This window comes from Streptomyces sp. R28 (genome assembly GCF_041052385.1).
GTDB lineage: Bacteria > Actinomycetota > Actinomycetes > Streptomycetales > Streptomycetaceae > Streptomyces.
On record NZ_CP163439.1, the window covers coordinates 9,074,001 to 9,095,935 of the forward strand.

22 protein-coding genes are annotated in these 21,935 nt (G+C 72.5%); 16 read left to right on the plus strand and 6 right to left on the minus strand.

Translation table 11 applies throughout. The annotated features are described in order from the left end of the window. Positions 1-26 precede the first annotated feature (26 nt). Positions 27-611, minus strand: a complete 585-nt coding sequence (locus AB5J49_RS39865; RefSeq protein ID WP_369173759.1) for a histidine phosphatase family protein — start codon at positions 609-611, stop codon at positions 27-29. A 252-nt stretch (positions 612-863) separates the two neighbouring features. Here AB5J49_RS39865 and AB5J49_RS39870 point away from each other — a divergent pair, with 252 nt between their 5' ends. From AB5J49_RS39870 to AB5J49_RS39900, 7 genes are all read left to right on the plus strand, one after another. After that, a complete protein-coding gene (locus AB5J49_RS39870) occupies positions 864-1,085 on the plus strand; it encodes a CbtB-domain containing protein (protein WP_369173760.1) in 222 nt (73 codons plus the stop codon). A gap of 16 nt (positions 1,086-1,101) precedes the next feature. Beyond that, positions 1,102-1,845, plus strand: coding sequence for a CbtA family protein (locus tag AB5J49_RS39875; RefSeq protein ID WP_369173761.1), 744 nt, complete (start codon positions 1,102-1,104; stop codon positions 1,843-1,845). A 115-nt stretch (positions 1,846-1,960) separates the two neighbouring features. After that, a complete protein-coding gene (locus AB5J49_RS39880; protein WP_369173762.1) occupies positions 1,961-2,371 on the plus strand; it encodes a hypothetical protein in 411 nt (136 codons plus the stop codon). A 194-nt stretch (positions 2,372-2,565) separates the two neighbouring features. Beyond that, complete coding sequence (locus tag AB5J49_RS39885; RefSeq protein WP_369173763.1) at positions 2,566-2,979, plus strand: hypothetical protein; 414 nt, start codon at positions 2,566-2,568, stop codon at positions 2,977-2,979. A gap of 141 nt (positions 2,980-3,120) precedes the next feature. After that, positions 3,121-4,281 (plus strand): PLP-dependent cysteine synthase family protein, encoded by a 1,161-nt coding sequence (locus AB5J49_RS39890; RefSeq protein WP_369173764.1) that lies wholly within the window; start codon positions 3,121-3,123, stop codon positions 4,279-4,281. Beyond that, a complete protein-coding gene (locus AB5J49_RS39895) occupies positions 4,278-5,579 on the plus strand; it encodes an MFS transporter (protein WP_369173765.1) in 1,302 nt (433 codons plus the stop codon). Before AB5J49_RS39890 ends, AB5J49_RS39895 begins: the two co-directional genes overlap by 4 nt. 153 nt (positions 5,580-5,732) lie before the next feature. Further along, positions 5,733-6,083, plus strand: a complete 351-nt coding sequence (locus AB5J49_RS39900) for a hypothetical protein (RefSeq protein ID WP_369173766.1) — start codon at positions 5,733-5,735, stop codon at positions 6,081-6,083. A gap of 62 nt (positions 6,084-6,145) precedes the next feature. Here the strand turns inward: AB5J49_RS39900 and AB5J49_RS39905 are convergent, their stop codons facing one another. Beyond that, positions 6,146-7,945 carry a thiamine pyrophosphate-requiring protein gene (locus tag AB5J49_RS39905; RefSeq protein WP_369173767.1) on the minus strand — a complete coding sequence of 600 codons (1,800 nt, stop codon included), beginning with the start codon at positions 7,943-7,945 and terminating at the stop codon, positions 6,146-6,148. 245 nt (positions 7,946-8,190) lie between these two features. Between AB5J49_RS39905 and AB5J49_RS39910 the strand changes: the two genes are divergently transcribed. Next, positions 8,191-8,982 (plus strand): RNA polymerase sigma factor SigF, encoded by a 792-nt coding sequence (locus tag AB5J49_RS39910; RefSeq protein ID WP_369173768.1) that lies wholly within the window; start codon positions 8,191-8,193, stop codon positions 8,980-8,982. Positions 8,983-9,062: 80 nt separating this feature from the next. On the opposite strand, the gene AB5J49_RS39915 is transcribed toward AB5J49_RS39910, so the two are convergent. Continuing rightward, positions 9,063-9,440 (minus strand): GAF domain-containing protein, encoded by a 378-nt coding sequence (locus AB5J49_RS39915; RefSeq protein ID WP_369173769.1) that lies wholly within the window; start codon positions 9,438-9,440, stop codon positions 9,063-9,065. After that, positions 9,437-10,207, minus strand: a complete 771-nt coding sequence (locus tag AB5J49_RS39920; RefSeq protein WP_369173770.1) for a PAS domain-containing protein — start codon at positions 10,205-10,207, stop codon at positions 9,437-9,439. The genes AB5J49_RS39915 and AB5J49_RS39920 overlap by 4 nt, the downstream gene beginning before the upstream one ends. 127 nt (positions 10,208-10,334) lie before the next feature. Here AB5J49_RS39920 and AB5J49_RS39925 point away from each other — a divergent pair, with 127 nt between their 5' ends. The 4 genes from AB5J49_RS39925 (at position 10,335) to AB5J49_RS39940 (ending at position 14,750) form a co-directional block, all read left to right on the plus strand. Next, the gene (locus AB5J49_RS39925) at positions 10,335-11,051 is read left to right on the plus strand and encodes an ANTAR domain-containing response regulator (RefSeq protein ID WP_369173771.1); all 717 of its coding nucleotides are present in this window, start codon (positions 10,335-10,337) and stop codon (positions 11,049-11,051) included. A 222-nt stretch (positions 11,052-11,273) separates the two neighbouring features. Continuing rightward, complete coding sequence (locus tag AB5J49_RS39930; protein ID WP_369173772.1) at positions 11,274-12,206, plus strand: hypothetical protein; 933 nt, start codon at positions 11,274-11,276, stop codon at positions 12,204-12,206. Positions 12,207-12,438: 232 nt separating this feature from the next. Further along, positions 12,439-13,686, plus strand: a complete 1,248-nt coding sequence (locus AB5J49_RS39935) for an aminotransferase class I/II-fold pyridoxal phosphate-dependent enzyme (protein WP_369173773.1) — start codon at positions 12,439-12,441, stop codon at positions 13,684-13,686. Further along, complete coding sequence (locus tag AB5J49_RS39940; RefSeq protein ID WP_369173774.1) at positions 13,683-14,750, plus strand: MBL fold metallo-hydrolase; 1,068 nt, start codon at positions 13,683-13,685, stop codon at positions 14,748-14,750. The genes AB5J49_RS39935 and AB5J49_RS39940 overlap by 4 nt, the downstream gene beginning before the upstream one ends. Positions 14,751-14,829: 79 nt before the next feature. Here the strand turns inward: AB5J49_RS39940 and AB5J49_RS39945 are convergent, their stop codons facing one another. Together AB5J49_RS39945 and AB5J49_RS39950 are read right to left on the minus strand one after the other, a co-directional pair. Beyond that, entirely contained in the window at positions 14,830-15,450 is a 621-nt protein-coding gene (locus tag AB5J49_RS39945) for a DedA family protein (RefSeq protein WP_369173775.1), read from the minus strand. Further along, positions 15,447-16,220, minus strand: a complete 774-nt coding sequence (locus AB5J49_RS39950) for an MBL fold metallo-hydrolase (protein WP_369173776.1) — start codon at positions 16,218-16,220, stop codon at positions 15,447-15,449. The genes AB5J49_RS39945 and AB5J49_RS39950 overlap by 4 nt, the downstream gene beginning before the upstream one ends. A gap of 84 nt (positions 16,221-16,304) precedes the next feature. Here AB5J49_RS39950 and AB5J49_RS39955 point away from each other — a divergent pair, with 84 nt between their 5' ends. The 4 genes from AB5J49_RS39955 (at position 16,305) to AB5J49_RS39970 (ending at position 21,917) form a co-directional block, all read left to right on the plus strand. Beyond that, positions 16,305-16,712: a hypothetical protein gene (locus AB5J49_RS39955; protein ID WP_369173777.1), complete on the plus strand. Its 408-nt coding sequence runs from the start codon at positions 16,305-16,307 to the stop codon at positions 16,710-16,712. Between the two features lie 206 nt (positions 16,713-16,918). After that, a complete protein-coding gene (locus AB5J49_RS39960) occupies positions 16,919-18,970 on the plus strand; it encodes a phage holin family protein (RefSeq protein ID WP_369175411.1) in 2,052 nt (683 codons plus the stop codon). Between the two features lie 80 nt (positions 18,971-19,050). Further along, positions 19,051-20,112 (plus strand): ATP-binding protein, encoded by a 1,062-nt coding sequence (locus tag AB5J49_RS39965; RefSeq protein WP_369173778.1) that lies wholly within the window; start codon positions 19,051-19,053, stop codon positions 20,110-20,112. Next, positions 20,109-21,917, plus strand: a complete 1,809-nt coding sequence (locus AB5J49_RS39970) for a hypothetical protein (protein WP_369173779.1) — start codon at positions 20,109-20,111, stop codon at positions 21,915-21,917. Before AB5J49_RS39965 ends, AB5J49_RS39970 begins: the two co-directional genes overlap by 4 nt. Positions 21,918-21,935 lie beyond the last annotated feature (18 nt).

The window sequence follows — 21,935 nt, forward strand, 5'->3', positions numbered from 1 at the left end:
GTGGCAGCTCACGGGGCATCGCCGGCTCACGGGCCGTCGCCGACCTCTTGCTGCGGGATGCCCCCCATCCTCAGATGCCAGCGACCGGCCCGACCGGTGAACTCAACGGCGGCCGTCGGAGGGACGTCGACGCGCCAGAAGGACTGAAGCGGGGCAGCCAGCACGGAGAGCACCGCGGCTCGGACCACGGCCTGCTCGGCCACCGCGTGAACTCGGCCCGCGTCATCCGCGAGCGCGTCCATCCAGGCAGTCACCCGGCGGCACAGGTCACTCACCGACTCACCGCCGTGCGGGGCCGCCTCCGGGTCCGTCATCCAGGCCATGAACGCCGCGGGGTCCTCGGCCGCCAACTCCTCGGGCGTCCGTCCCTGCCAGCAGCCCAGGTCGAGATCCCGCAGCGCCGGCTCCACGGCGACCTCGCCCCAGCCCAGGGCGAGTGCGGTCTGTCGGCAGCGCTGCGACGGCGCGACATACGGTGTGCCTGTCGTCCGCAGCGATCCGGCGGCCGTACCTACCTGCCGCAGCGACCGCTCGTCGAGTGGGACGTCCCCGAAGCGCACCTCGCGCCCCACCGGCGCGGCGGCGCACACCAGCGTGAGCCGGACGGTCATGTGAGCCCCTTCCCGCAATTCACCACGGTCGGCTCATCGTAGGTGGCGTACGCCATGTTGGCCGATCCCTGTCTTGCCCCTACCATCCGGGATGACAAGGACGACGGTACGACGGAAGCCCGGTGCAAGTCCGGCACGGTCGCGCCACTGTGTGCCGCCCCTCCCGCGGGAGGTGGTGGTGAGTCAGACCCGCATGCCGTCGTCGCGTGCTCCACACGACACGGGACGCGTTGTTCCCGAGGAGGTCTCGCCATGGCGCAGTCCACTGCCGCCCCTGCCCCCACCACCAAGGTCGCCGTCGAACCACTGCCGCTCAAGTCGATCGCCCCGTGGGCGGTGTTCTTCGGCGTCCTGATGCTCGTCCTGCTGTACTTCGTGGGCGCCGAACAGGGCGCCACCTCCGTCCTCTCCGGTGAGGGCGTGCACGAGTGGGTGCACGACGCCCGCCACCTGCTCGGCTTCCCCTGCCACTGAGACGGACGGAACACCTGTGAATTCCGCCGTCGTGCGCACCCTGCTGGTGCGCGGCATGCTCGCCGGCCTCGGCGCCGCGGTCCCGGCTCTGGTCTTCGCCTACCTGGTGGGCGAAGGGCCGGTGGACGCGGCGATCACCTTCGAGTCGGCCAACTCCCACGAGCACGGTGAGGAGTTGGTCAGCCGGACGATGCAGTCCACCGCCGGGCTGGCCACTGGGGTCCTGGTCTTCGGGGTGGCGGTCGGCGGGATCGCCGCCCTGGCCTTCTGCTTCGCGCTGGGGCGTATCGGCCGGTTCTCGGCTCGGGCCACCGCCGCCCTGACCGCACTGGCCGCGTTTGTCCTCGTGTACCTGGTGCCGATGCTCAAGTACCCGGCGAACCCGCCCGCGGTCGGCAACCCGGACACGATCGGCCAGCGCACCGCGATGTTCTTCCTGATGATCGTGCTCACCGTGCTGCTGGGCATCGCGGCCATTCTGACCGGCCGCCGCCTGGCACCCCGGTGGGGCAACTGGAACGCCTCCATCGCCGCCGGCCTGGCGTTCGCGGCGGCCGTCACGGTCGCCATGGTGTTCCTGCCGTCCGGGGACAACACCCCGAGCGGCTTCCCCGCCAACGAACTGTGGGAGTTCCGGCTCGCCTCGATCGGCGTGCAGGTCGTGCTGTGGGTGGGCTTCGGCCTGCTCTTCGGGTACTTGGCCGAACGCGTCCTCGAACCGAGGGCCCCGAGGAACCAAGCACCGGCACCGGTCGCCTGACCCACCGAAAGCAGCACCAGGACCCGTCGGGGGCGCGCCCGACGGGTCCTGGCGTTCGACCCGGTGTTTCCGGAGCGGTGGCCGAGCGCTGTGGACCAGCCGCTAGGATCACGGCATGGTTACGGCTCGGTCGCCCTGGCGCATCGTCAGGACCCGCTTCGGCGCGGGTCCGCTGCTGCGCGTGCTGACCTTGTCCCTGTGCCTGTTCGGCGTCCTCGTGACGCATGGTGTGCATGGGGAGAGCGGCAACGACGTTCCCCCCGCAGCCGTCGAGACCGTGCCGCTGTCCGCCGCGGAAGCCGACGATCACCGTGGCGGTCACGAGCCGTCACAGCCTGGCGAGCACTGCGTGTCCGGGCAGCCTCAGCAGGGTCCCGTCCTGGTGTTGCCCTGCTTCGCGGCGTCGGTTCGCGAATCGACCCGTGCCGATGACGCCTCGGCCCTGCGCATGACTGCTGCCGGTCGGCCCATCGACCGGGCATCACCGCTGGCTCTGAGAGCGGCCTTGATGGTGCAGCAGATCTAGGAGCAGGAGTCCGCCAACTGGCCGCCGGTTTTCACCGGTTCGGCTGGTGCCGCGTGACGAGCGTCGTGTCCCGTGCTCATGATGGGCCGTCACGTTCGTCGAATGCCGTCCTGCCCCACCCATGTCTGCGCCGCACTCCGTCCTTGACGGAGCGGCGGCAGCAGCGCGGAGGACCTGTGCCGACACTTTCCCGTATGCCCGCGCACGCCCCATGGGCACCGTGCGACTCGCCCTTGTGGCGCCGACTCGTCTCGGCGGTCCGGGGTGCGCTCGTGATGGCGCTCGTGCTGTGCGCCGTCCTGCACGGCTTGTCCGAGGAGACCGACGCGTCGGGGCGCGTGACCGCCGCCGCTTCGGTGATGGCGGCGGGCGGGGACACGCATGGCCCCCACGTCCCGCACGGGGCTGAGGACTGTGCCGCGGACGTGATCATCCGTACCGCGTCCGCGTCGTCCGAGGACCTTCCCCTCGGCGCGCTGGTCCTCGTCGTGCTCGTCGCCCTGTCCGTGGCGGTGGGAAGACCCCTCCTGCGGCCTGAATTCCGCAGACGTCGCAGCGCACGCACCGGCCGCGTGACGCTCGTCCGTACATCGCGGTGGCGGATCTAGGCCACTCGCTCGCAGCCGACCCACATCACCGGCTGCCGCGCGCCCATGGCAGGTACACGGACCCTTGGTCCGCCCCTGTCGCCATGGGGCGCGAGATGAACCCGCATCGTGCATTCATCGAGCGAGAGTGAACACACAGATATGCAGTCATCGACCACGGCCGCGACCAATTCGGGCCGGTCCGCCCGGTCCGCCCGGTCCGCCCTGTCCGGGCTGGTGGGCAACACCCCACTGCTGCGGGTGTCCGAGCCACTGACCCCGGACGGGCGCGGGTTCTGGGCGAAGCTCGAGGGGTTCAACCCCGGCGGCATCAAGGACCGCCCCGGCCTGCACATGGTGGAGCGTGCCCGGGCCCGCGGCGACCTGCGGCCCGGCGGGCGGATCATCGAGTCCACCAGCGGAACCCTGGGCCTCGGACTGGCCCTGGCCGGCATGGTGTACGGCCATCCGGTCACCCTGGTCACCGATCCGGGGCTGGAGTTGTCCATGACCCGGCTGCTGACCGCGTACGGCGCCCAGGTCAACGTCGTCGCCGAGCCGCACCCCACCGGCGGCTGGCAGCAGGCCCGCCGCGAACGCGTCCGGCGGCTGCTGGAGCAGGACCCCGGTTCCTGGTGCCCGGACCAGTACAACAACCCGGACAACGTCGCCGCCTACACCCCGCTGGCTCTCGAACTGGCCTCGGAGATGGGCCACATCGACGTGCTGGTGTGCAGTGTCGGCACCGGCGGCCACTCCGCGGGCGTCTCCCGGGTCCTGCGTCAGCTCTACCCGGAGCTGACCGTCGTCGGCGTGGACACGACCGGTTCGACGATCTTCGGCCAGCCCGCCCGGCCCCGTCTGATGCGCGGACTGGGCTCCAGCATCTACCCCCGCAACGTCGCCTACGAGAACTTCTCCGAGGTGCACTGGGTGGCCCCGGCCGAGGCGGTGTGGACATGCCGCCAACTGGCCGCCTCCCACTACGCCACCGGCGGATGGAGTGTCGGCGCGGTCGCGCTGGTGGCCGGCTGGCTGGCCCGGACGATGCCCGCGGACGCGCGGATCGCCGCGATCTTCCCCGATGGCCCGCAGCGTTACTTGGGCACGGTGTACGACGACGACTACTGCGCCGCCCACGGCTTGCTGGGCTCCCCACCGGCGTCGGAACCGGAGCTGATCGGTCGCCTGGACGAGAAGGAGGTCATCCGCTGGAGCCGGTGCACCGCGGTGGTCGATCCCCTGTCCTTGCAGGGCACGGGACGGGACGTTGTCGAGGACGCGACGGGCGTCGAGCCCGACTCCGCGGAGGAGGGCCGGTGAAGGGGCTCCTCACCCAGGTTCGGTCGTACGAACGCAGCGTCCAGCTGTTGATGGTGAACCAGTTCACCATCAACCTCGGCTTCTACATGCTGATGCCGTACCTGGCCGCCCACCTGTCCGGCACCCTCGGGCTGGCCGGCTGGGTCGTGGGGCTCGTCCTCGGCGTACGCAACTTCAGCCAGCAGGGCATGTTCCTCGTCGGCGGGACGCTCGCCGACCGGCTCGGGTACAAGCCGATGATCGTGGCCGGGTGCGTGCTGCGCACCGTCGGGTTCGCGACGCTGGGGATGGTGGACTCGCTCGCCGCGCTGATCGCCGCGTCGGCGGCCACGGGCCTGGCCGGCGCGCTGTTCAACCCCGCGGTACGGGCCTATGTGGCGGCGGACGCGGGGGAGCGCAGGGTCGAGGCGTTCGCGCTGTTCAACGTCTTCTACCAGGCGGGCATCCTGCTGGGTCCGCTGGTGGGCATGGTGCTGACCGGGGTGGACTTCCGCGTCACCTGCCTCGTGGCGGCCGGGATCTTCGCGCTGCTGAGTGTGGTACAGATCCGCGCGCTGCCCGCCCGGCGGGCCGAGGACGCCAAGCGGCAGGAGAGCGACGGCAGCCAGAGCATGTTCGCGCAGTGGCGCGGCATCCTCGCCAACCGGCCGTTCCTGCTCTTCTCCCTCGCCATGATCGGGTCGTACGTCCTGTCCTTCCAGGTCTATCTGGCGCTGCCGCTTGAGGTGCGCCGGCTCGGCGGGGACGGGGAGTTCGGCACGGCGGCGGTGGCGGTGCTCTTCGCGGTCTCCGGGCTGGGCACGATCCTCGGTCAGACGCGGGTGACGGCGTGGTGCAAGGCGCGGTACGAGCCCGGGCAGGCGCTGGTGCGTGGGCTGGCGGCGATGGGGCTGGCCTTCGTTCCCCTGCTGCTGGCCACGGCCCTGCCCGTCCCGGCGTCCGGCATCGGACTGTGGCTGCTCGCGGCGGTACCACCGACGCTCGCCGCACTGCTGCTGGCGGTGGGCACGATGATCGCCTACCCGTTCGAGATGGACACCATCGTCCGCCTCTGCGGTGACCGCCTCGTCGCCACGCACTACGGGCTGTACAACACGATCTGCGGCATCGGCATCACCGCCGGGAACCTGGGCACGGGCGCCGCGCTCGACGCCGCCCGCGCGGCCGGGATGCCCGCGCTGCCGTGGATCACGCTGATCGCACTGGGCCTGGCGTGCGCGGCGGCCCTGTACGGCCTGCACCGCACCGGCCGTCTGGCGGCGCCGCACGCTGGTGAGCCGCTGCCCGCGACCGTCTGACCCACCGGCCCACCGGCCCACCGGCCCACCGGCCCACCGGCCCACCGGCCCACCGGCCCACCGGCCCACCGGCCCACCGGCCCACCGGCCCACCGGCCCAGGGGCGGGGCACCGCGCGGTGCCCCGCCCCTCGGGACCATCGCGCTGCCCCGGTTGTCGCAGGTCGGCAGCGTGTACGGCGCGTTCCTGCCGGGCTTGGTGATCGCCTCGCTCGGCATCGGCGCGGTCTTCGTCACCGCCACGACGACCGCCCTGGCCATGGTGGAGCACCGGGAGGCGGGGCTCGCCTCCGGCGTCGTCAACACCTTCCACGAGGTGGGCGGCTCGATCGGCGTCGCCGTGGTCTCGACCGTCGCGGCCTCCGGCTTCGAGCGAGGCTCGCCGGGCGGCTTCGGGGACGCGTTCACCGTGTGGTCCGTGGCCGCGGCCGCCGGCGCCGTCGTGGCGCTGGGGCTGGTGCCGCGAGGCAAACCACAGTCGACCGGCGGTCCGCACGTGCACTGACCACGGGGGGCCGGGAGCCGCCACCGCTCAACCGCGGGACGGCTCCCGGCCGTTCGACGTGATCAGTGGTGTTTCCTGTCCCGCCCCGGCAAGAACTCCTGCACCTTCGCCTTGAACCCCTGCCTGACCATCGACCCCCGGTCCTCGTCCCCCTTCAGGATCGACGCCGCCGTCGCCTCCATCTGCTCCCACGTGGCATGCGGCGGGATCGGCGGTACGGCGGGGTCGGTGAGGAACTCGATCACCGCGGGGCCGTCCGCCTCCAGGCCCGCGCGCCAGCCCGCCTCGACGTCCTCGGGCTTCTCCACGCGGATGCCGGTCAGACCGAGGGAGCGGGCGAAGGCGGCGTACTGGACGTCGGGGAGCTCCTGCGAGGGCAGGAAGGACGGGGCGCCCTCCATGGCGCGCATCTCCCAGGTGACCTGGTTGAGGTCGTGGTTGTTCCAGATGCCGACGACCAGGCGCGGGTCCTCCCACAGGTCCTTGTACTTCGCCGCCGTGATCAGCTCCGCCAGGCCGTTCATCTGCATCGCCCCGTCGCCGACCAGCGCGATCGCCGGGCGGTCCGGGTGGGCGAACTTGGCGCCGATCGCGTACGGCACCCCGCAGCCCATCGTCGCCAGCGTGCCGGACAGCGACGAGCGCATGCCGGGCCGCAGCGTCAGGTGGCGGGCGTACCAGTTGGCCGCCGAGCCCGAGTCGGAGCTGATGATGGCGTTGCCGGGGAGCAGCGGGTCCAGGGCGCGGGCGACGTACTCCGGGTTGATCGGGTCGGCCGACAGGTTCGCCCGCCGCTCCATGACGTCGCGCCAGGTCGTCACGTTGTCGCACACCGTGTCGTACCACTCGCGGCCACGGCCGTCCTCGATCAGCGGGATCAGGCGCTCCAGCGTCGCCTTCGCGTCGCCGACGAGGTTCACCTCGTACGGATACCGCATCCCGACCATGTGCGGATCGATGTCGATCTGCACGCCCCGCGCCGTGCCGAAGTCGGGCAGGAACTGCGTGTACGGGAAGGAGGACCCGATGGTCAGCAGGGTGTCGCAGTCCCGCATCAGCTCGTACGAGGGGCGGGTGCCCAGCAGGCCTATCGAGCCGGTGACGTACGGCAGTTCGTCGCTCAGGGCGTCCTTGCCGAGCAGCGCCTTGGCCACGCCGGCGCCCAGCAGTTCGGCGATCTGCTCCACCTCGGCCCGCGCGCCGGACGCGCCCTGGCCGATCAGGATCGCCACCTTGTCACCGGTGTTGAGGATTTCGGCCGCCCTGCGGATCGAATCGTCCGAGGGGATCGCCGTCCAACTACTGCGGTCCAGGCTGGAGGGCACCATCTTGAACTCGTGCGTCGGCGGCGAGTAGTCGAGCTCCTGGACGTCGCCGGGGATGATGACCGCCGTGGGGGCGCGGCGCGCGTACGCGGTGCGGATCGCCCGGTCCAGGACGTTCGGCAGCTGCTCGGGGACCGTCACCGTCTCCACGAAGTCCGAGGCGACGTCCTTGAACAGCGTGTGCAGGTCCACCTCCTGCTGATACGAGCCGCCCATCGCGGTGCGGTGCGTCTGGCCGACGATCGCCAGGACGGGGACGTGGTCGAGCTTGGCGTCGTACAGGCCGTTCAGGAGGTGGATCGCGCCGGGGCCGGACGTCGCCGCGCACACTCCGACACGGCCGCTGAACTTCGCGTAACCGACCGCCTGGAACGCGGACATCTCCTCGTGCCGGGACTGGATGAAACGGGGCTGGTTCTCGGCCCGGCCCCAGGCGGCGAGCAGGCCGTTGATGCCGTCGCCGGGATAGCCGAAGACGTGCTCCACACCCCACTCGCGCAGGCGCTGCAGGACGTGGTCGGCGACCTTGGTGCTCATGCGGGACCTCCTGGGCTCCGATGGAGTGCGCGGCACCGCTCCGAGTGACCCTGCGGGCCGGTGGAAAACCTGTGCGGGTGTTTGCGGGCCGAGGGCGGGGGCAGGCGAAGAAACAGTGCTTCGGACAGGAGGCACGTCCGTGGGAGCGGGGATCCCCGCCACGGGTGTGCCCCGCTCCGGTGCGCGCCCGCACTCCCATGGTGACCGTCCAAGCCAGAGCACAACCAAGGGAGTTGCGACGCACGATGCCCACTTCAGTGAGCGCGAAGCACCACCCGCACGACGACGCCCCCGACACCGCGGAGGACTTCCGCACCCTCGCCGCGCTGCCCGAGGGCCAGCAGCGCGACACCCTCCGCGACAAGATCGTCGAAGCGTGGCTGCCCATGGCCGACCGGCTCGCCGGGCGGTTCCGCAGCCGCGGCGAGAGCTTCGACGACCTGCGTCAGGTCGCCGCCCTCGGGCTGGTCAAGGCCGTCGACCGGTACGACCCCGAGCGCGGCAACGCCTTCGAGAGCTACGCCGTGCCGACCATCACCGGCGAGATCAAGCGGCACTTCCGCGACCACATGTGGACGCTGCATGTGCCGCGCCGGGTGCAGGACCTGCGTAATCGTGTGAGGTTCGCCGTTCAGGATCTGCAGACCTTCTCGGGCCGCCGGCCCACCGTCGGTGAGATCGCCGAGCACGCGGACATGACCGAGGCCGATGTCCGGGTCGGCCTGGAGGCGCTGGAGAGTTTCACCGCGCTGTCCCTGGACGCGGAGTTGCCCGGCAGCGAGGACGGGTACTCGCTGAGCGACGCGCTGGGGTCCGCGGATCCGGCGCTGGACACGATCGTGGACCGTGAGGCCGTCAAGCCTCGACTGGCGGCGCTGCCCGAGCGCGAGCGGGCCATTTTGTACATGCGCTTCTTCGGGGACATGACCCAGAGCCGGATCGCCGAGCAGCTGGGCATCTCGCAGATGCACGTGTCCCGGCTCATCAGCCGGTGCTGCAGCCGCGTGCGCGAACAGGTGCTCAACGACGTGGCGTAGGCCTGGCGTAGAGCACCATCGGGGCGTGGGGCCGGCTGCGGATCGCGGTCGGCCCCACGCCCCGTTCAGCGCGTTCCTGTTCAGGGCGCTCTTGTGGCCGCCAGCGCCATGTGGCGGGACATCGTGTCCATCGCCTTGGCCTCTGCCATGGAGAACGCCAGGCGGGCTCCGCATCTGAACAGCGTCAGGACGCCTTGTACGTGGCCGTCGACCGTCAGAGGTACGCACAGCAGTGACGTGACGTTCGCCTGCACGAGGACCGGGGCGCCCTCGGCGTTGTGGCCGAAGGCGGCCGGGTCCGGTGGGCGGATCTGGAGGGACGGGGAGGCGGTGCGTGCCGTCTGCACGACCAGGGGGCACGTCCTGGGGGCCTGGGCCGTGAGAGTCTTCGCCTCCTTCTCCGAGGGGGCCAGCACCGCCGTACGGGAGAGTTCGGTCGTGCCCGTGTCGGCGATCACCCAGTCGGCGAAGCGGCCGTGGAGGAGCTGGCCGCCCGCTGAAGGACCGCCTCGCGGTCGCCGCGTGGTGTGGTCAGCAGGGTCGTGGTCATCTCGTCCTGGAGGTCCGTCAGGGCCACGTGCCGGGTGGTCTCGCCGAGGTCGGGAACCTGGGCCGTCGCGCTCTCGCTCGGGCCCGGGGCCCCGGGTGCGCGCAGGTCGCCGGGCTGCAGCACCACCAACACGGTGGGGTGCGGCTCCCCGCTCGGGCGTACGGCGGCCAGGGTCGCGTGGACCGGTGTGGACGGGCGCTGCTGCAGGCGCACGGTCAGGCTGCGGTCGCCCTCGCCGCGGGCCACCGCCGCGGCCTGGGAACGGAATGCCGCCCGGTCGGCGTGGGAGAGGAATCCGGTCAGGGGCCGTCCCGTCGCATAGCCCGCCCGGATGCCGGTGAAGGACGTCGCCGCGAAGTTCAGCCTGCGCACCACCGCCTCCCGGTCCACGAGTGCCACCGGCAGCGGAAACCGTTGGAACACCGCCCGCAGCAGATGGTGCTCCTGACGGTCGGCGGGCGCCGTGCGGGGCAGTCCGTCCGAGGAGCCTGCGGAACCCGAGGACAGTCGCTCGTACCAGGGCCACAACTGGTCGGCGACATGGTCGAGTTCGAATATGGCCGCGTCCAGGACCGTCGGCAGGTCCCCTTCCGAGAGGGACCGCGCCGCTTTGAGTTCCGCGACGCGGCGCACGAAATCCGCGAGCTCTTCACCGAATTCGTCCGTCTGCGCCATGGGATGAACCTAGCTGGCGGGACGGGGTTCCGGGGCGGCGGGTGACAACTGGTTCTCCCTGATCCCCGCTGTCCCCCGTTTTCCCCGCGTGGGACCGGGAACGCGCACGGAAGAGGAGGAGTTGAGGATGCCCGCTCACGAACAGGTGGGTCACTGGCGTGACCAGTCCGCCGAAGCCGCCCTGCCGGGACGCAGGTTGTCCGAACTGGTCGAACAGGCAGTGCGCTGTACAGCCGACTGCTGCGGAGCGAGCAGCATGGTCGCCGAGGCGGGAGCCGAGCGGCCCGCCGCCGTCACCCATCCCGACCTCGCCGGACTCGTCGCCGTGCAACTGCGGTCCGGGGACGGGCCCATTCCGGCCGCACTCGAACGCGGCAGGCCCGTCGACTCGGCCGACCTGCTGCGCGACGAGCGCTGGCCGGAGTACCGCGCCATGGCGCTCGACTCGGGCGTGCGCTCCAGCGTCACGCTCCCGTTCCGTCGCTCAGGCCTGACCGTCACGCTCAGTCTCTACAGCTTCCGGCCCGGCACCCTCGAGGACGCTCCGCACGGGCCCGTGCACGCCCTCGGTGAACTCGCCGCGAGCTGCCTGGTCCGCGACCGCTCCTACCGTGCCGCGCTCACCGAGCTCGACCACCTGGGCACCGCCCTGCGCTCCCGGCCCGTCGTCGACCAGGCGTGCGGCATCGTCATGCACGTCCTCGGCTGCGACGCCGACGCCGCCTTCGGCGTACTGCGCCGCATCTCGCAGGGCACCAACCGCAAGCTGTCGGACGTCGCGGCCGGCGTCGTCAGGAGGCGGGGGCGCGGGCTGGAGCGGGACCTGGCGGCGCTGATGAACTGATGGGGGTGAGCGTGGAGTGAGTTGGGATACCGGACTCGCGGGGGCGGGCTCGGTTCGGAAATCCAACTCGCCGGGGTCGAGCTCCGTTGCGTCACCCGCTCGGCCGTCCCCCGTCCCGCGAATGGTGCCCGGCCGCGCGCGCCCCGACGTGGGGCGGGCTGTCATGGCTGCGGGGGCACGAACGCCGTACCCCCGCAGCCGTCGGCCGAAGGAGCTCACCCCATGCGCCGCACCGCCCGTGTCCTGTCCGTCGCCGCTCTGGCCGGTGCCGTCGTCGGCAGTGCCGCCGCGGCCGCCTCCGCGGACCCGGCCGCGGAGGTCAGCCCCGGCACCGTCTCCCCGGGCGGCAGTGTCACCGTCTCGGTCACGTGCGACCCCGTCGGCGGGTCCGCGCCGGCCACGATCGAGGCCACCTCGCAGGCGTTCGAGGAGGGCACCGTCCAGCTGAAACAGGTCGCCGGCCAGGGCGAGAAGGAGGCCGGGGCCGCCTACACCGGTACCGCCCGTGTCCCCCCGGCCGAGAACTCCGAGGGCGACACGGACGCGGTCGGATCGGACGCCGCGTGGACCGTCGACGGCACCTGCCCGGCGGCATCCGGAGCGGAGGGCAAGCCGTGGAGCGCGACGTTCACGGTGGCGCGTGACAGTGGCGGCGGGAAGGACGGCGCCGAAGGGGGCGGGGGCGGCATCGAGGGCGGCGAGGGTGACACCGAAGGCGGCAAGGGTGACGCCGAGAGCGGCGGGAGCGACGTCGAGGGCGGCAGTGGTGGCGTCGACGGGGGTGCGGGTGGCACCGACGGCGGCCGGGGCGGCACCGAGGGCGGCACCGAGGGCGGCACCGATCCCTGCGGCGAGCAGCACTCGGACAAGGCTGTGCCCTATGGAGACAGTACCGAGCTCTACGAGGACAAGGCCGACTCCTCTCTGGGCACGTCCGAACCGAACTCGTACGAAACCGGGCGCCACTCGGACACCGGCGGGCAGCACGGGGAAGACTGCAGCAGCGAGGGGAACCATCGTGGCGTGGAGGCCGGCGCGGGCGGTGCCTTCACCGACTCCGTCCCCGCCCTGGTCGCCGGAGGCTTCCTGATCGCGGGCGCGGCCGGCGGCGCGGTGTACCGGCTGCGCCGCAAGACGCCCACCGCGCAGGAGTGAGCCGCACGGCACGGCCACCGCGTCCGGACGACCCACGCTGTGACCGGCGCGACCTCAGCCGGCGCCCATGGGGTAGCGCCACGATGGGTACGCAGAGCGGGTGGGTACACAGCGCACCGTGCGAACCCCTTGCTCGTCCGAACCTCACAGCCCGCACCACGCAACACCGACCCTCACGGAGCACCGGACCCCGACGAACCACTACGGCACCAGGCACTGCGCGGAGGCACGGATGCGCCGGACGGACCCCGAAGACCACGGCCCCGTCCGCTTCGGGCCGCCGCTCCCGGACGACGGGCTGCCCGTGCTGCCCGAGCTGGCCGCCGTGCTCGCCGCGGCCGCGGGGCGGGCCGAGAGCGAACCGGTCGGCGGCGGTGCCGCGCTCCTGGAGGCCGCGTGCGGTTACTGGGACCGGCGTGGCCTGCCGGCCGAGCCCGACCGGGCGGTGGCCGCTCCCGGGGCGCCCGCGCTGCTGCTCGCGCTGACCGCCGCGCTCGGCGGCGACGTCCTGGTGCCGAGGCCCTGCGCCGCCTGGTGGGCGCCGTACGCACGCCTGTTGGGCAGACCCGTCTTCCATGTGGCGACACCGGCCGAGTGCGGCGGTGTCCCGGATCCGTACGCCCTTTTGGAGACCGTCCGCCGAGTCCGTGCGGAGGGCGGTGACCCGCGGCTGCTCGTGCTGTCCGTCGCCGACGACCCCACCGCCACCGTGGCCCCGCCCGAAGTGCTGCACGAGACCCTGGAGGCCGCCACCGACGAGGGGCTGCACCTGGTCAGCGACGAGACCTGGCGCGACACCGTGCACGCCCCGCACGACACCGTGCTGATCAGCCCCGCCGAGATGCTGCCCGAACAGGTCACCGTCGTCACCGACCTGTCCGGCGCCCACCTCCCGGCGGGCTGGCCGGCCGCGGTTGCCCGGTTCCCGGCGGGCGAGGTCGGCGACAGCCTCCACGCGCGCGTGCTCGACGTGCTCACCGCGCTCGGCGCCCGCGTCGCCGGCCCGGTCGCCCTCGCGGCCGGGTATGCGCTGGCCGAGCCCGAGCCCGTCACCGCGCGGGTCACCGCCGCCGTACGCCTGCACGCGCGCGTGGCCGGCGCCCTGCACGCGGCCGCCGTAGGGGCCGGTGCCCTCGCGCGGCCCCCGCAGGCCGGGCGGCACCTGTACCTCGACCTCGGCCCGCTGCGCGCCGGGCTGTCCGCGCACGACGTGGGGGACGCGCAGGACCTGGAGGACTTCCTCGCCGCCCGGCTCGGCATGCCCGCGCCGGGCGGGCACCGCTTCGGCGACGACCTCGGCGCGCTGCGCGTACGACTGTCCACCGGACCGCTGCTGGCCGGCAGCGACGAGGAACGCGCGCAATGCGTCACGTCACCCTCGCCGTTGGAACTGCCACATGTGCACCGCGCGTTGATCCACGTGAAGTCGGTCTTCGACGATCTCCGCGACGACGCTCAGCGATGGGAGCCTCCTCGATGACGCAGCAGTCCGAGTCGGCCATGTCGACCACGCCGCGCACGACGCCCCGGGCCACCGACGCTCCGGCAGGCCAGTCACCCTTCGCGCCCCCGTTCCCGCCGCTCGCCGCACCCCGCCCGTTGGGCGAACGCCGGGTGTGGCCGCGGACCTTCCACGCCCGTCTCACCGCCCCGCTGCCCGGCATCAAGACCCTCGCCCGCTTCGCCCGCGAAGGCGCCGTACGCCCCGGCCGCGAGGGCCTCGCCGACATCCCGCGACTGCCCTTCGAACCGGCCCCGCTGCCCCGCGTGGACGCGCGCACGGTCGCCGTCTCCTGGGCGGGACACGCCAGTTGGGTCGTGCGGATCGGCGGACTGACCGTTCTCACCGACCCCGTATGGTCGCGCCGCATCCTCGGCACCCCGACCCGCATCACCCCGGTCGGCATCGCCTGGAGCGCCCTGCCGCGCGTCGACGCGGTCGTCATCAGCCACAACCACTACGACCACCTGGACGCCCCCACGCTGCGCCGACTCCCGCGCGACACCCCCGTGTTCGTGCCGGCCGGCCTCGCGGGCTGGTTCCGTCGCCGCCGGTTCACCCAGGTCACCGAGCTGGACTGGTGGGAGGCGGCCGAACTGTCCGGCGTCCGCTTCGACTTCGTGCCCGCCCACCACTGGTCCAAGCGCACCCTGACCGACACCTGCCGCAGCCTGTGGGGAGGTTGGGTGCTCACCGCCTCCGACGGACAGCGCGTGTACTTCGCGGGCGACACGGGCTACGGCCACTGGTTCTCCCGCATCGGCGAGCGCTACCCCGGCATCGACCTCGCCCTGCTCCCCATCGGCGCCTACGACCCCCGCTGGTGGCTCAGCGACGTCCACTGCGACCCGGAGGAGGCGGTCCGCGCCGCCCAGGACCTCGGCGCGCGACGGATGGCGCCGATGCACTGGGGCACGTTCGTCCTGTCGGCGGAGCCGGTTCTTGAGCCACTCACACGCGTGCGTGCGGCATGGGAGAAGGCGGGGCTGGACAGGGGGAATCTGTGGGATCTGCCGGTGGGAGGGTCAAGGGTGCTCCGCTAGCCAGGGGCGCGGAGACCTACCTAGGGACGCGGGGAACTGCGCGACCAGCCACGAAGCACCCGCACCCCGCAACGAAACATCACCTGGCGGATCGAACCCGCTTCCAGACACTGGGCGCCACACTGATGACCAGCGTCAGCGCAACAGCCGCGACCACACCCTCCCACGGCTCGCTGAACAGCGACCCCCCAAGAATCCCGATCAACTGGTACGTCACAGCCCAGGCCAGGCAGGCCGGCAGGTTCCCGCGGACGAACCTCCGCATCGGCCACTTCGCCAGCAGACAGGCCAGCATCACCGGCAGACGCCCCGCCGGCACCAGCCGGGACAGCACCAGCACGGCCACCCCGTGCCCGGCGAGCTTCTCCTGCGCCTGCGTGAGCCGCTCCTCCGGCGCGCGCGAGCGGATCGCCTCCAGCCAGCGCGAGCCGTTCTTGGAGCCCATGCCGCGCCGCCCCAGCCAGTACAGCGTCGCGTCGCCCAGGAACGCGGCCGTCGACGCCGTCACGAACACCAGCGCCAGCGAGAACGGTGCCGTCTGGTGGAACGCCACCACCGCCGCCGAACTCACCAGCGCACCCGTAGGCACGATCGGCACCAGCGCCCCGATCAGCACCAGCAGGAACAGCGACGGATAGCCGATCGCCTGCTGCGTCGACTCGGCCGGCACCACCGTCGCGGTGGCCGCCAGCACCGTCACCGGGCCACCTCCAGGCGCACGCTCTCCCCGTGCGCGAGCCGGTGCACCGACACGCTGGGCGCGTGCTCCGCCGCGAGCCGCGCGAACTCGTCGCCCGGCGCGTGGAATTCATGGGGGCGCACGGCGTCCATGCCGATCGGCCAGTACGTGCCGTAGTGCACCGGCACCGCACTGCGCGGCGCGAGCCGGGCCAGCGCCTCGGCGGCCCGCCCCGCGTTCAGATGGCCTTCCCCGAGATACGGTCCCCAGCCGCCCACCGGCAGCAGCGCCACGTCGACCGGGCCGACCTCCTTCGCCATCGTCTCGAACAGGCCGGTGTCCCCGGCGAAGTACGTGCGCCCCTCGCCCTCGATGACGTAACCGAGGGCGGGGGAGCGGTGCGGGCCGACCGGCAGTCGCCGCCCGTCGTGCCGCGCGGACACGGCCCGTACGGCCAGCTCGCCCACCGCCGTCACGTCCCCGGGCGCCATCTCGGTCACCCGCAGATGCGCCAGTCGGCGCAGCGCCGGGACGGCACGGGGCGCACCTCGTGGCACGAGCAGGCGGGTACCCTGCGCCAGCCTCGCCAGTGACGGAACGTGCAGGTGGTCCGCGTGCAGGTGGGAGACCACGGCGACGTCCGCGCGCCAGGCACCGGGCGGCGGCAGTGCGCCCCGGCGGGGGCGCAGATGGGCGAGCCGGCGTGCGAACAGGGGGTCGGTGAGGACGCGTACGTTCGAATCGTCGACCGTGCAAGTGGCGTGACCCCACCAGGTGATCTCCACCGGCACCTTCTTTGCCTCCTTCGCGCGACTCCCCGAAGCGTACGGGCTGGAGTAGGGTCGGCGGCGAAACCCGGAGGTGAGGGGGACGCCATGGGGTCATCCGTAGTGCGAGTGACGGCGATCGCCAGTCTGACGCCTCTCGAAGAGCTGGACGCCGACCCCTTCCTGGTGGACTCCCGCAGCCAGCACGCGATGTGCGCGCGCTGGGCCGCGGAGCACGGGTACGTCGTCGCGCGCGAGCTCCTGGTACGCCGGTTGCGGGCGGACCACGGCGTGCTGTGGGAGGGCGTCCGGCCCGGCCTCGACCTGTTCGTGGCGCCCAGCCGGAGGGTCCTGGAGAGCGCGTTGTCGTCCGTCGAGGAGTTCACCGCGGAGTGCGCCCGGCGGGGCGCGCGGGTGGAGATCGTGGGGCGCGCGGAGCCGTCGTACGACGCACAGATGAAGGCTCGGGTGCACCGGAGGGTGTCGATGCCGACGGCCGGGTACGACGGGCGTTGACGATCACCCCCTCAGCCCGTCCGGCGTTCGAGGACGAGGCCCGTCCAGGGCCGCCCGAGCTGTGGCACCGGCCGGTGTCGGTGGCGTGTGCCAGGCTGGGGGCGTAAAGGCCCGTTTCGGGGTGGTGGGTCGGGACGTGAGGTGGGCTGGGCGTGCGTGGTGGGCGTTGGCGGCGGGCCGCCAGTCAGGTCGGGCGGAGCGTCACCGTGTGGGCGGTCTCCACCGTCACCATGCTCGTGCTCGCCGGGATCCTGCCCGACTTCCAGCTCCAGTCCGCGGACGGTGACAGCGCCACCAGTATCGCCATCACCGCGGCCCTCGGCGCCGGCGCGTTCGGTCTGCTCTCGGCGATCTTCTGGCCCCTCCTCGTACGGCTTCTGCTGCTGGTGCCCGCCCTGGTGCTCGGCCTGCTGGTGTTCTTCCTCAACGGCTCGCTGCTCATCGTCGCCCTGCGCCTGGTCCCCTCCGGCGACAGCGAGGCCGCCCCCGAGACCGCCGTCATCGTCGCCGCCGTGATGTCCGCCGTCGCCTCCGCCACCGGCGCCGCCCTCGCCGTCCGGGACGACGACGCGTACCGGCGCAGGCTGTACCGCCTCGCCGACCGCCGCCGCAGAGCGCTGCCACCCGGCCCGTCCAGCCCCGGTACCGTCTTCCTGCAGCTCGACGGCGTGGGCCACGACGTACTCCTCGACGCCGTCGGCAAGGACCTGATGCCGACCGTCGCCCGCTGGCTCGGCACCAGCACCAGCAGCGTCGACGGCGCCCGCCCCACCCACCGCCCCACCCACCGGCTCACCCCCTGGCGCACCGACTGGTCCAGCCAGACCGGCGCCAGCCAGCTCGGCATCCTGCACGGCAGCAACCACGACGTGCCCGCCTTCCGCTGGTACGAGAAGGCCGGCCGCGAGGTGATGGTCTGCAACCGCCCCACCAGCGCCGCCGAACTCCAGCGCCGCGCCGTCGACCGGACCGGCGACCGCGGACTGCTCACCGCCGACGGCGCCAGCCGCGGCAACCTCTTCAGCGGCGGGGCTGACGAGCAGGCCCTCGTGCTGTCCATCGCCACCAGACGGCGCAGCCGCGAGAACCGCTCCCGGGCGGGCTACTTCGCCTACTTCTCCGACCCGGCCAACGCCGTGCGCACCGCCCTGTCCTTCGTCGCCGAGGTCGGCCGTGAGATCGGCCAGTCCACTCGGGCCCGCGTCCGCAAGGTCCGGCCGAGGGTCTCCCGCGGCGGCCTCTATCCGCTCGTCCGCGCCTTCGCGACCGTCGTCGAACGGGACGTCGTCGTGGCCGCGGTGATGGGCGACATGCTCGCCGGGCGCACCTCCGTCTACGCCGACCTCGTGGCGTACGACGAAGTGGCCCACCACTCCGGGCCGTGCGGCCGGGACGCCGAGAAGGTCCTCGAACGCCTCGACCGGGCGCTGGCGTTGATCGAGAAGGTCGCCGAGCACGCCCCGCGGCCGTACCGGATCGTCGTGCTGTCGGACCACGGCCAGAGCCCCGGCGAGACCTTCCGCGCCCGCTACGGCCTGGGCCTCGGCGACCTGGTGCGGGCCGGCTGCGGGCTGCCCGTGCCGCGCAAGGCGCAGCGCACCCACAGCGGCGCCGAGGCCCGCGCGGCCGTGCGCGCGGCGCTGCGCCGGCCCGTCGAGGAGGGCGGCGAGGAGTATCGCCCCTCCCGCCGCCGCTCGGAGCCGCTCGTGCTCGCGTCCGGCAACCTCGGCCTGGTCTCCTTCCCGGACGTGCCGCACCGGATGACCAAGGAGGAGATCGACGCCCGCCACCCGGCCCTGCTCACCACCCTCGCCAACCACCCCGGCGTCGGCTTCGTGCTCGTCCGCAGCGCCGAGCACGGCGGGCTCGTGCTCGGCGCGTACGGCGCGGAGATTCCGCTGGGCCAACTCGACGACAAACCAGGGCCGTTGGAGGTATTCGGGCCGGGTCCCGCCGACGCCGTCCGCCGCACGCACTCCTTCCCGAACGCCGCCGACATCATGGTCAACTCCGCGTACGACCCGGCCGACGGCGGCGAGGTCCTCGCCTTCGAGGAGCAGATCGGCTCGCACGGCGGGCTCGGCGGCGCGCAGGGCAAGCCGTTCCTGCTGTCGCCGCTCGCCTTCACCGCGCCGGTCGACGACGGGGAGGACCTCGTCGGCGCCGAGCAGGTGCACCGCGTGCTGCGCCGCTGGCTGCGTGAGTCCAACGGCCCCCAGGTGCCCTTGGACGCGGAGCCGGAGGAGCGGGCCGCCTGAAAATCGGCTGCGCCTGATTGGCCGCGGGCACACACTGTTCGAGTCGCAAATCCCTCGAACACCCCCAAGGAGACTCTGCCTTGCAGGCAGCCGTATCTGTCACGCCCGCCCGTATCCCCGAACTTCTCCTCGGCCTCGCCACCGTGCGGCCGGTCTTCATCTGGGGTGCCCCCGGCATCGGAAAGTCCTCCCTCGTCCGGGACTTCGCCGAGTCGCTGGGGCTGGAGTGCGTGAGTCTGCTCGGCACGCAGCTCGCGCCGGAGGACCTGATCGGCGTGCCGCAGATCCGGGAGGGGCGGTCGGTGTTCTGCCCGCCCGAGGCGATCGCCCGCGACGAGCCGTACTGCCTCTTCCTGGACGAGCTGAACGCGGCCACCCCGGATGTGCAGAAGGCGTTCTACTCGCTGATCCTGGACCGCCGTATCGGCAACTACGAGCTCCCGAAGGGCTCGATCGTCATCGGCGCCGGCAACCGCGCCACGGACAACGCGCTCGCCCGCCCCATCGCCTCCGCGCTCGTCAACCGTCTCACCCACGTCCACCTGGAGGCGTCCGCCAAGGACTGGCTGACCTGGGCCGCGAACAACGGCATCCACCCCTGGATCCTCGACCACCTCACCGACCGGCCCGACCATCTGTGGTCCAAGCCGCCGAAGACCGAGGAGCCGTTCTCCACGCCCCGTTCCTGGCACATGCTCTCCGACGCGCTGCACTCCTTCGGCCAGGGCCTCGACGAGGAGACGCTGAAGGTGCTGGCGCACGGCACGCTGACGCCCGTGCACGCCACCGCGTTCTGCGGCTACGTCAAGATCGTGCGCAGCCAGTTCGGCATCGAGGCGATCATCAAGGGCGACGCCCGCTGGCCGCACCGCATGGAGGACCGCGACCTGCTCTACTACCTCGCCGAGTCCTTCCGCGGCCGCCTCGTCAAGGAGCTGCCCGCCGGCAAGGAGCACATGTCGGCGAGCGGCCGGCAGGCCGCGTACCGCGCGAAGTCGCTGCTGGTGCAGCTCGCGGAGATCTCCGTCGAGGTCGCCCAGAGCGTCATCGCCTCCGACGCCGACGGCAACCCGATCCTGCCCGCCTGGTTCCTGGTGGAGGCCGCGCGGGACATGCCGCGGCTGGTCGAGGCACGGCGATGAGCCGAACTCCCGGCAACCGGACTCCCGCCAAGAAGAAGCGGGACGTCGCGGCCGAGGCATTCGCCGAGGGGATGCGGCTGGTGCGGGCCAACCCCGCGCTCGCCGCCGTCGAGTTCAGTGTCTGCCGCGACGAGAAGTGCGAGACGGCGCCCCGGGACGGACTCGTCCGCGTCTCCTCCAGCGGCACCCTGCACGCCCACCCGGCCCGCCTCGCCGAACCCGCCGTATGGGCCTGGTCGATCGCACACGCCGTCCTCCACCTCGGCTTCGGCCATGTCCCGGCGGCGAAGGGGGTGCGCGAGCAGCCCGACCGGTACGACGTCGCCGCGCGCTGCGTGGTCGTCAACCGCTTCCTGCTGTCCTTCCCCGTAGGCCGTGCCCCGGACGACAAGCCCCTGGCGTACCCGGACGGCGACGAGGAGCGACTCGCCGCGCACTGGCGACGCGACGGGCTCCCGGCCGCGTACGAGCACTGCGGTACCGCGGGCGGTGAGCCCGACCAGCTGCTCGTGGAATGGCGCGGCTGGTACAACCAGCCCCCGGACCACCAGCTGGCGTTCGCCACCGCGCTGACCCGCACCGTCTCCGCCGCGATGGACATGGCGGGAGGCCGCCGCGACTCCCTGGACGGCGAGCCGCTCAAGAAGCGGCCCTGGCAGTGGGCGCTGGAGTGGTTCATCACGTCCTACCCGCTGCTCGGCGGCATCGCGGCCGGCATCGAACTGGTCGCCGACGCCGAACTCGCCCACGCGCACGGCATCTCCGTCGCCGCCGTCAACGCCGAGGCCGGCCAGATCTACATCAACCCGCTGCGCCACTTCGAGGACGAGGAGTGGCGGTTCATCCTCGCCCACGAGATGCTGCACGCCGCCCTGCGCCACGGCGACCGCTGCGGCACCCGCGACCCGTACCTGTTCAACGTCGCCTGCGACTACGTCATCAACGGCTGGCTGCGCGAGATGCAGGTCGGCGAGATGCCCCACGGCCTGCTGTACGACGCGCAGTTCACCGGCCTGTCCGCCGAGGAGGTGTACGACCGGATCGTCGTTGACCTGCGCCGGATGCGCCGCCTGGCCACTCTGCGCGGCAAGGGCGTCGGCGATGTCCTCGGCGCTCCGCTCGGCGCGCCCGGCGACACCTGCGACCTCGACGAGTTCTACCGCCGCGGCCTCTCCCAGGGCCTCGACCTGCACCAGCAGCAGGAGCGCGGCTTCCTGCCCGGCGGCCTGGTCCAGGAGATCCGCGCGCTCAGCCATCCGCCGCTGTCCTGGGACGCCCGACTCGCCCGCTGGTTCGACGAGTTCGTGCCGCGCCCGGAGCCGGTCCGGACGTACGCCCGCCCCTCGCGCCGCCAGTCGTCCACGCCCGACATCCCGCGCGCGGGACAGTACTTCCCGCCCGAGGAGATCGCCCGCTGCACCTTCGGCGTCGTCCTGGATACCTCCGGCTCCATGGACCGGGTGCTGCTCGGCAAGGCGTTGGGCGCCATCGCCTCCTACGCCGCGGCCCGGGACGTACCGGCGGCGCGGGTGGTGTTCTGCGACGCGGCACCGCACGACGCCGGGTATGTGCCGGTGACGGACATCGCCGGGCGGGTGCGGGTGCACGGCCGCGGCGGCACGGTCCTGCAGCCCGGGATCGACCTGCTGCACCGCGCGGACGACTTCCCGCCGGGCGCGCCCGTCCTGGTCATCACGGACGGCTGGTGCGACGTGCTGCGGGTGCGGCGCGAGCACGCGTACCTGATACCTCAGGGTCGTCGCCTGCCGTTCACCCCGCGTGGGCCGGTCTTCCGGGTGCAGTGAGCCCGAGTGTGATCGGAT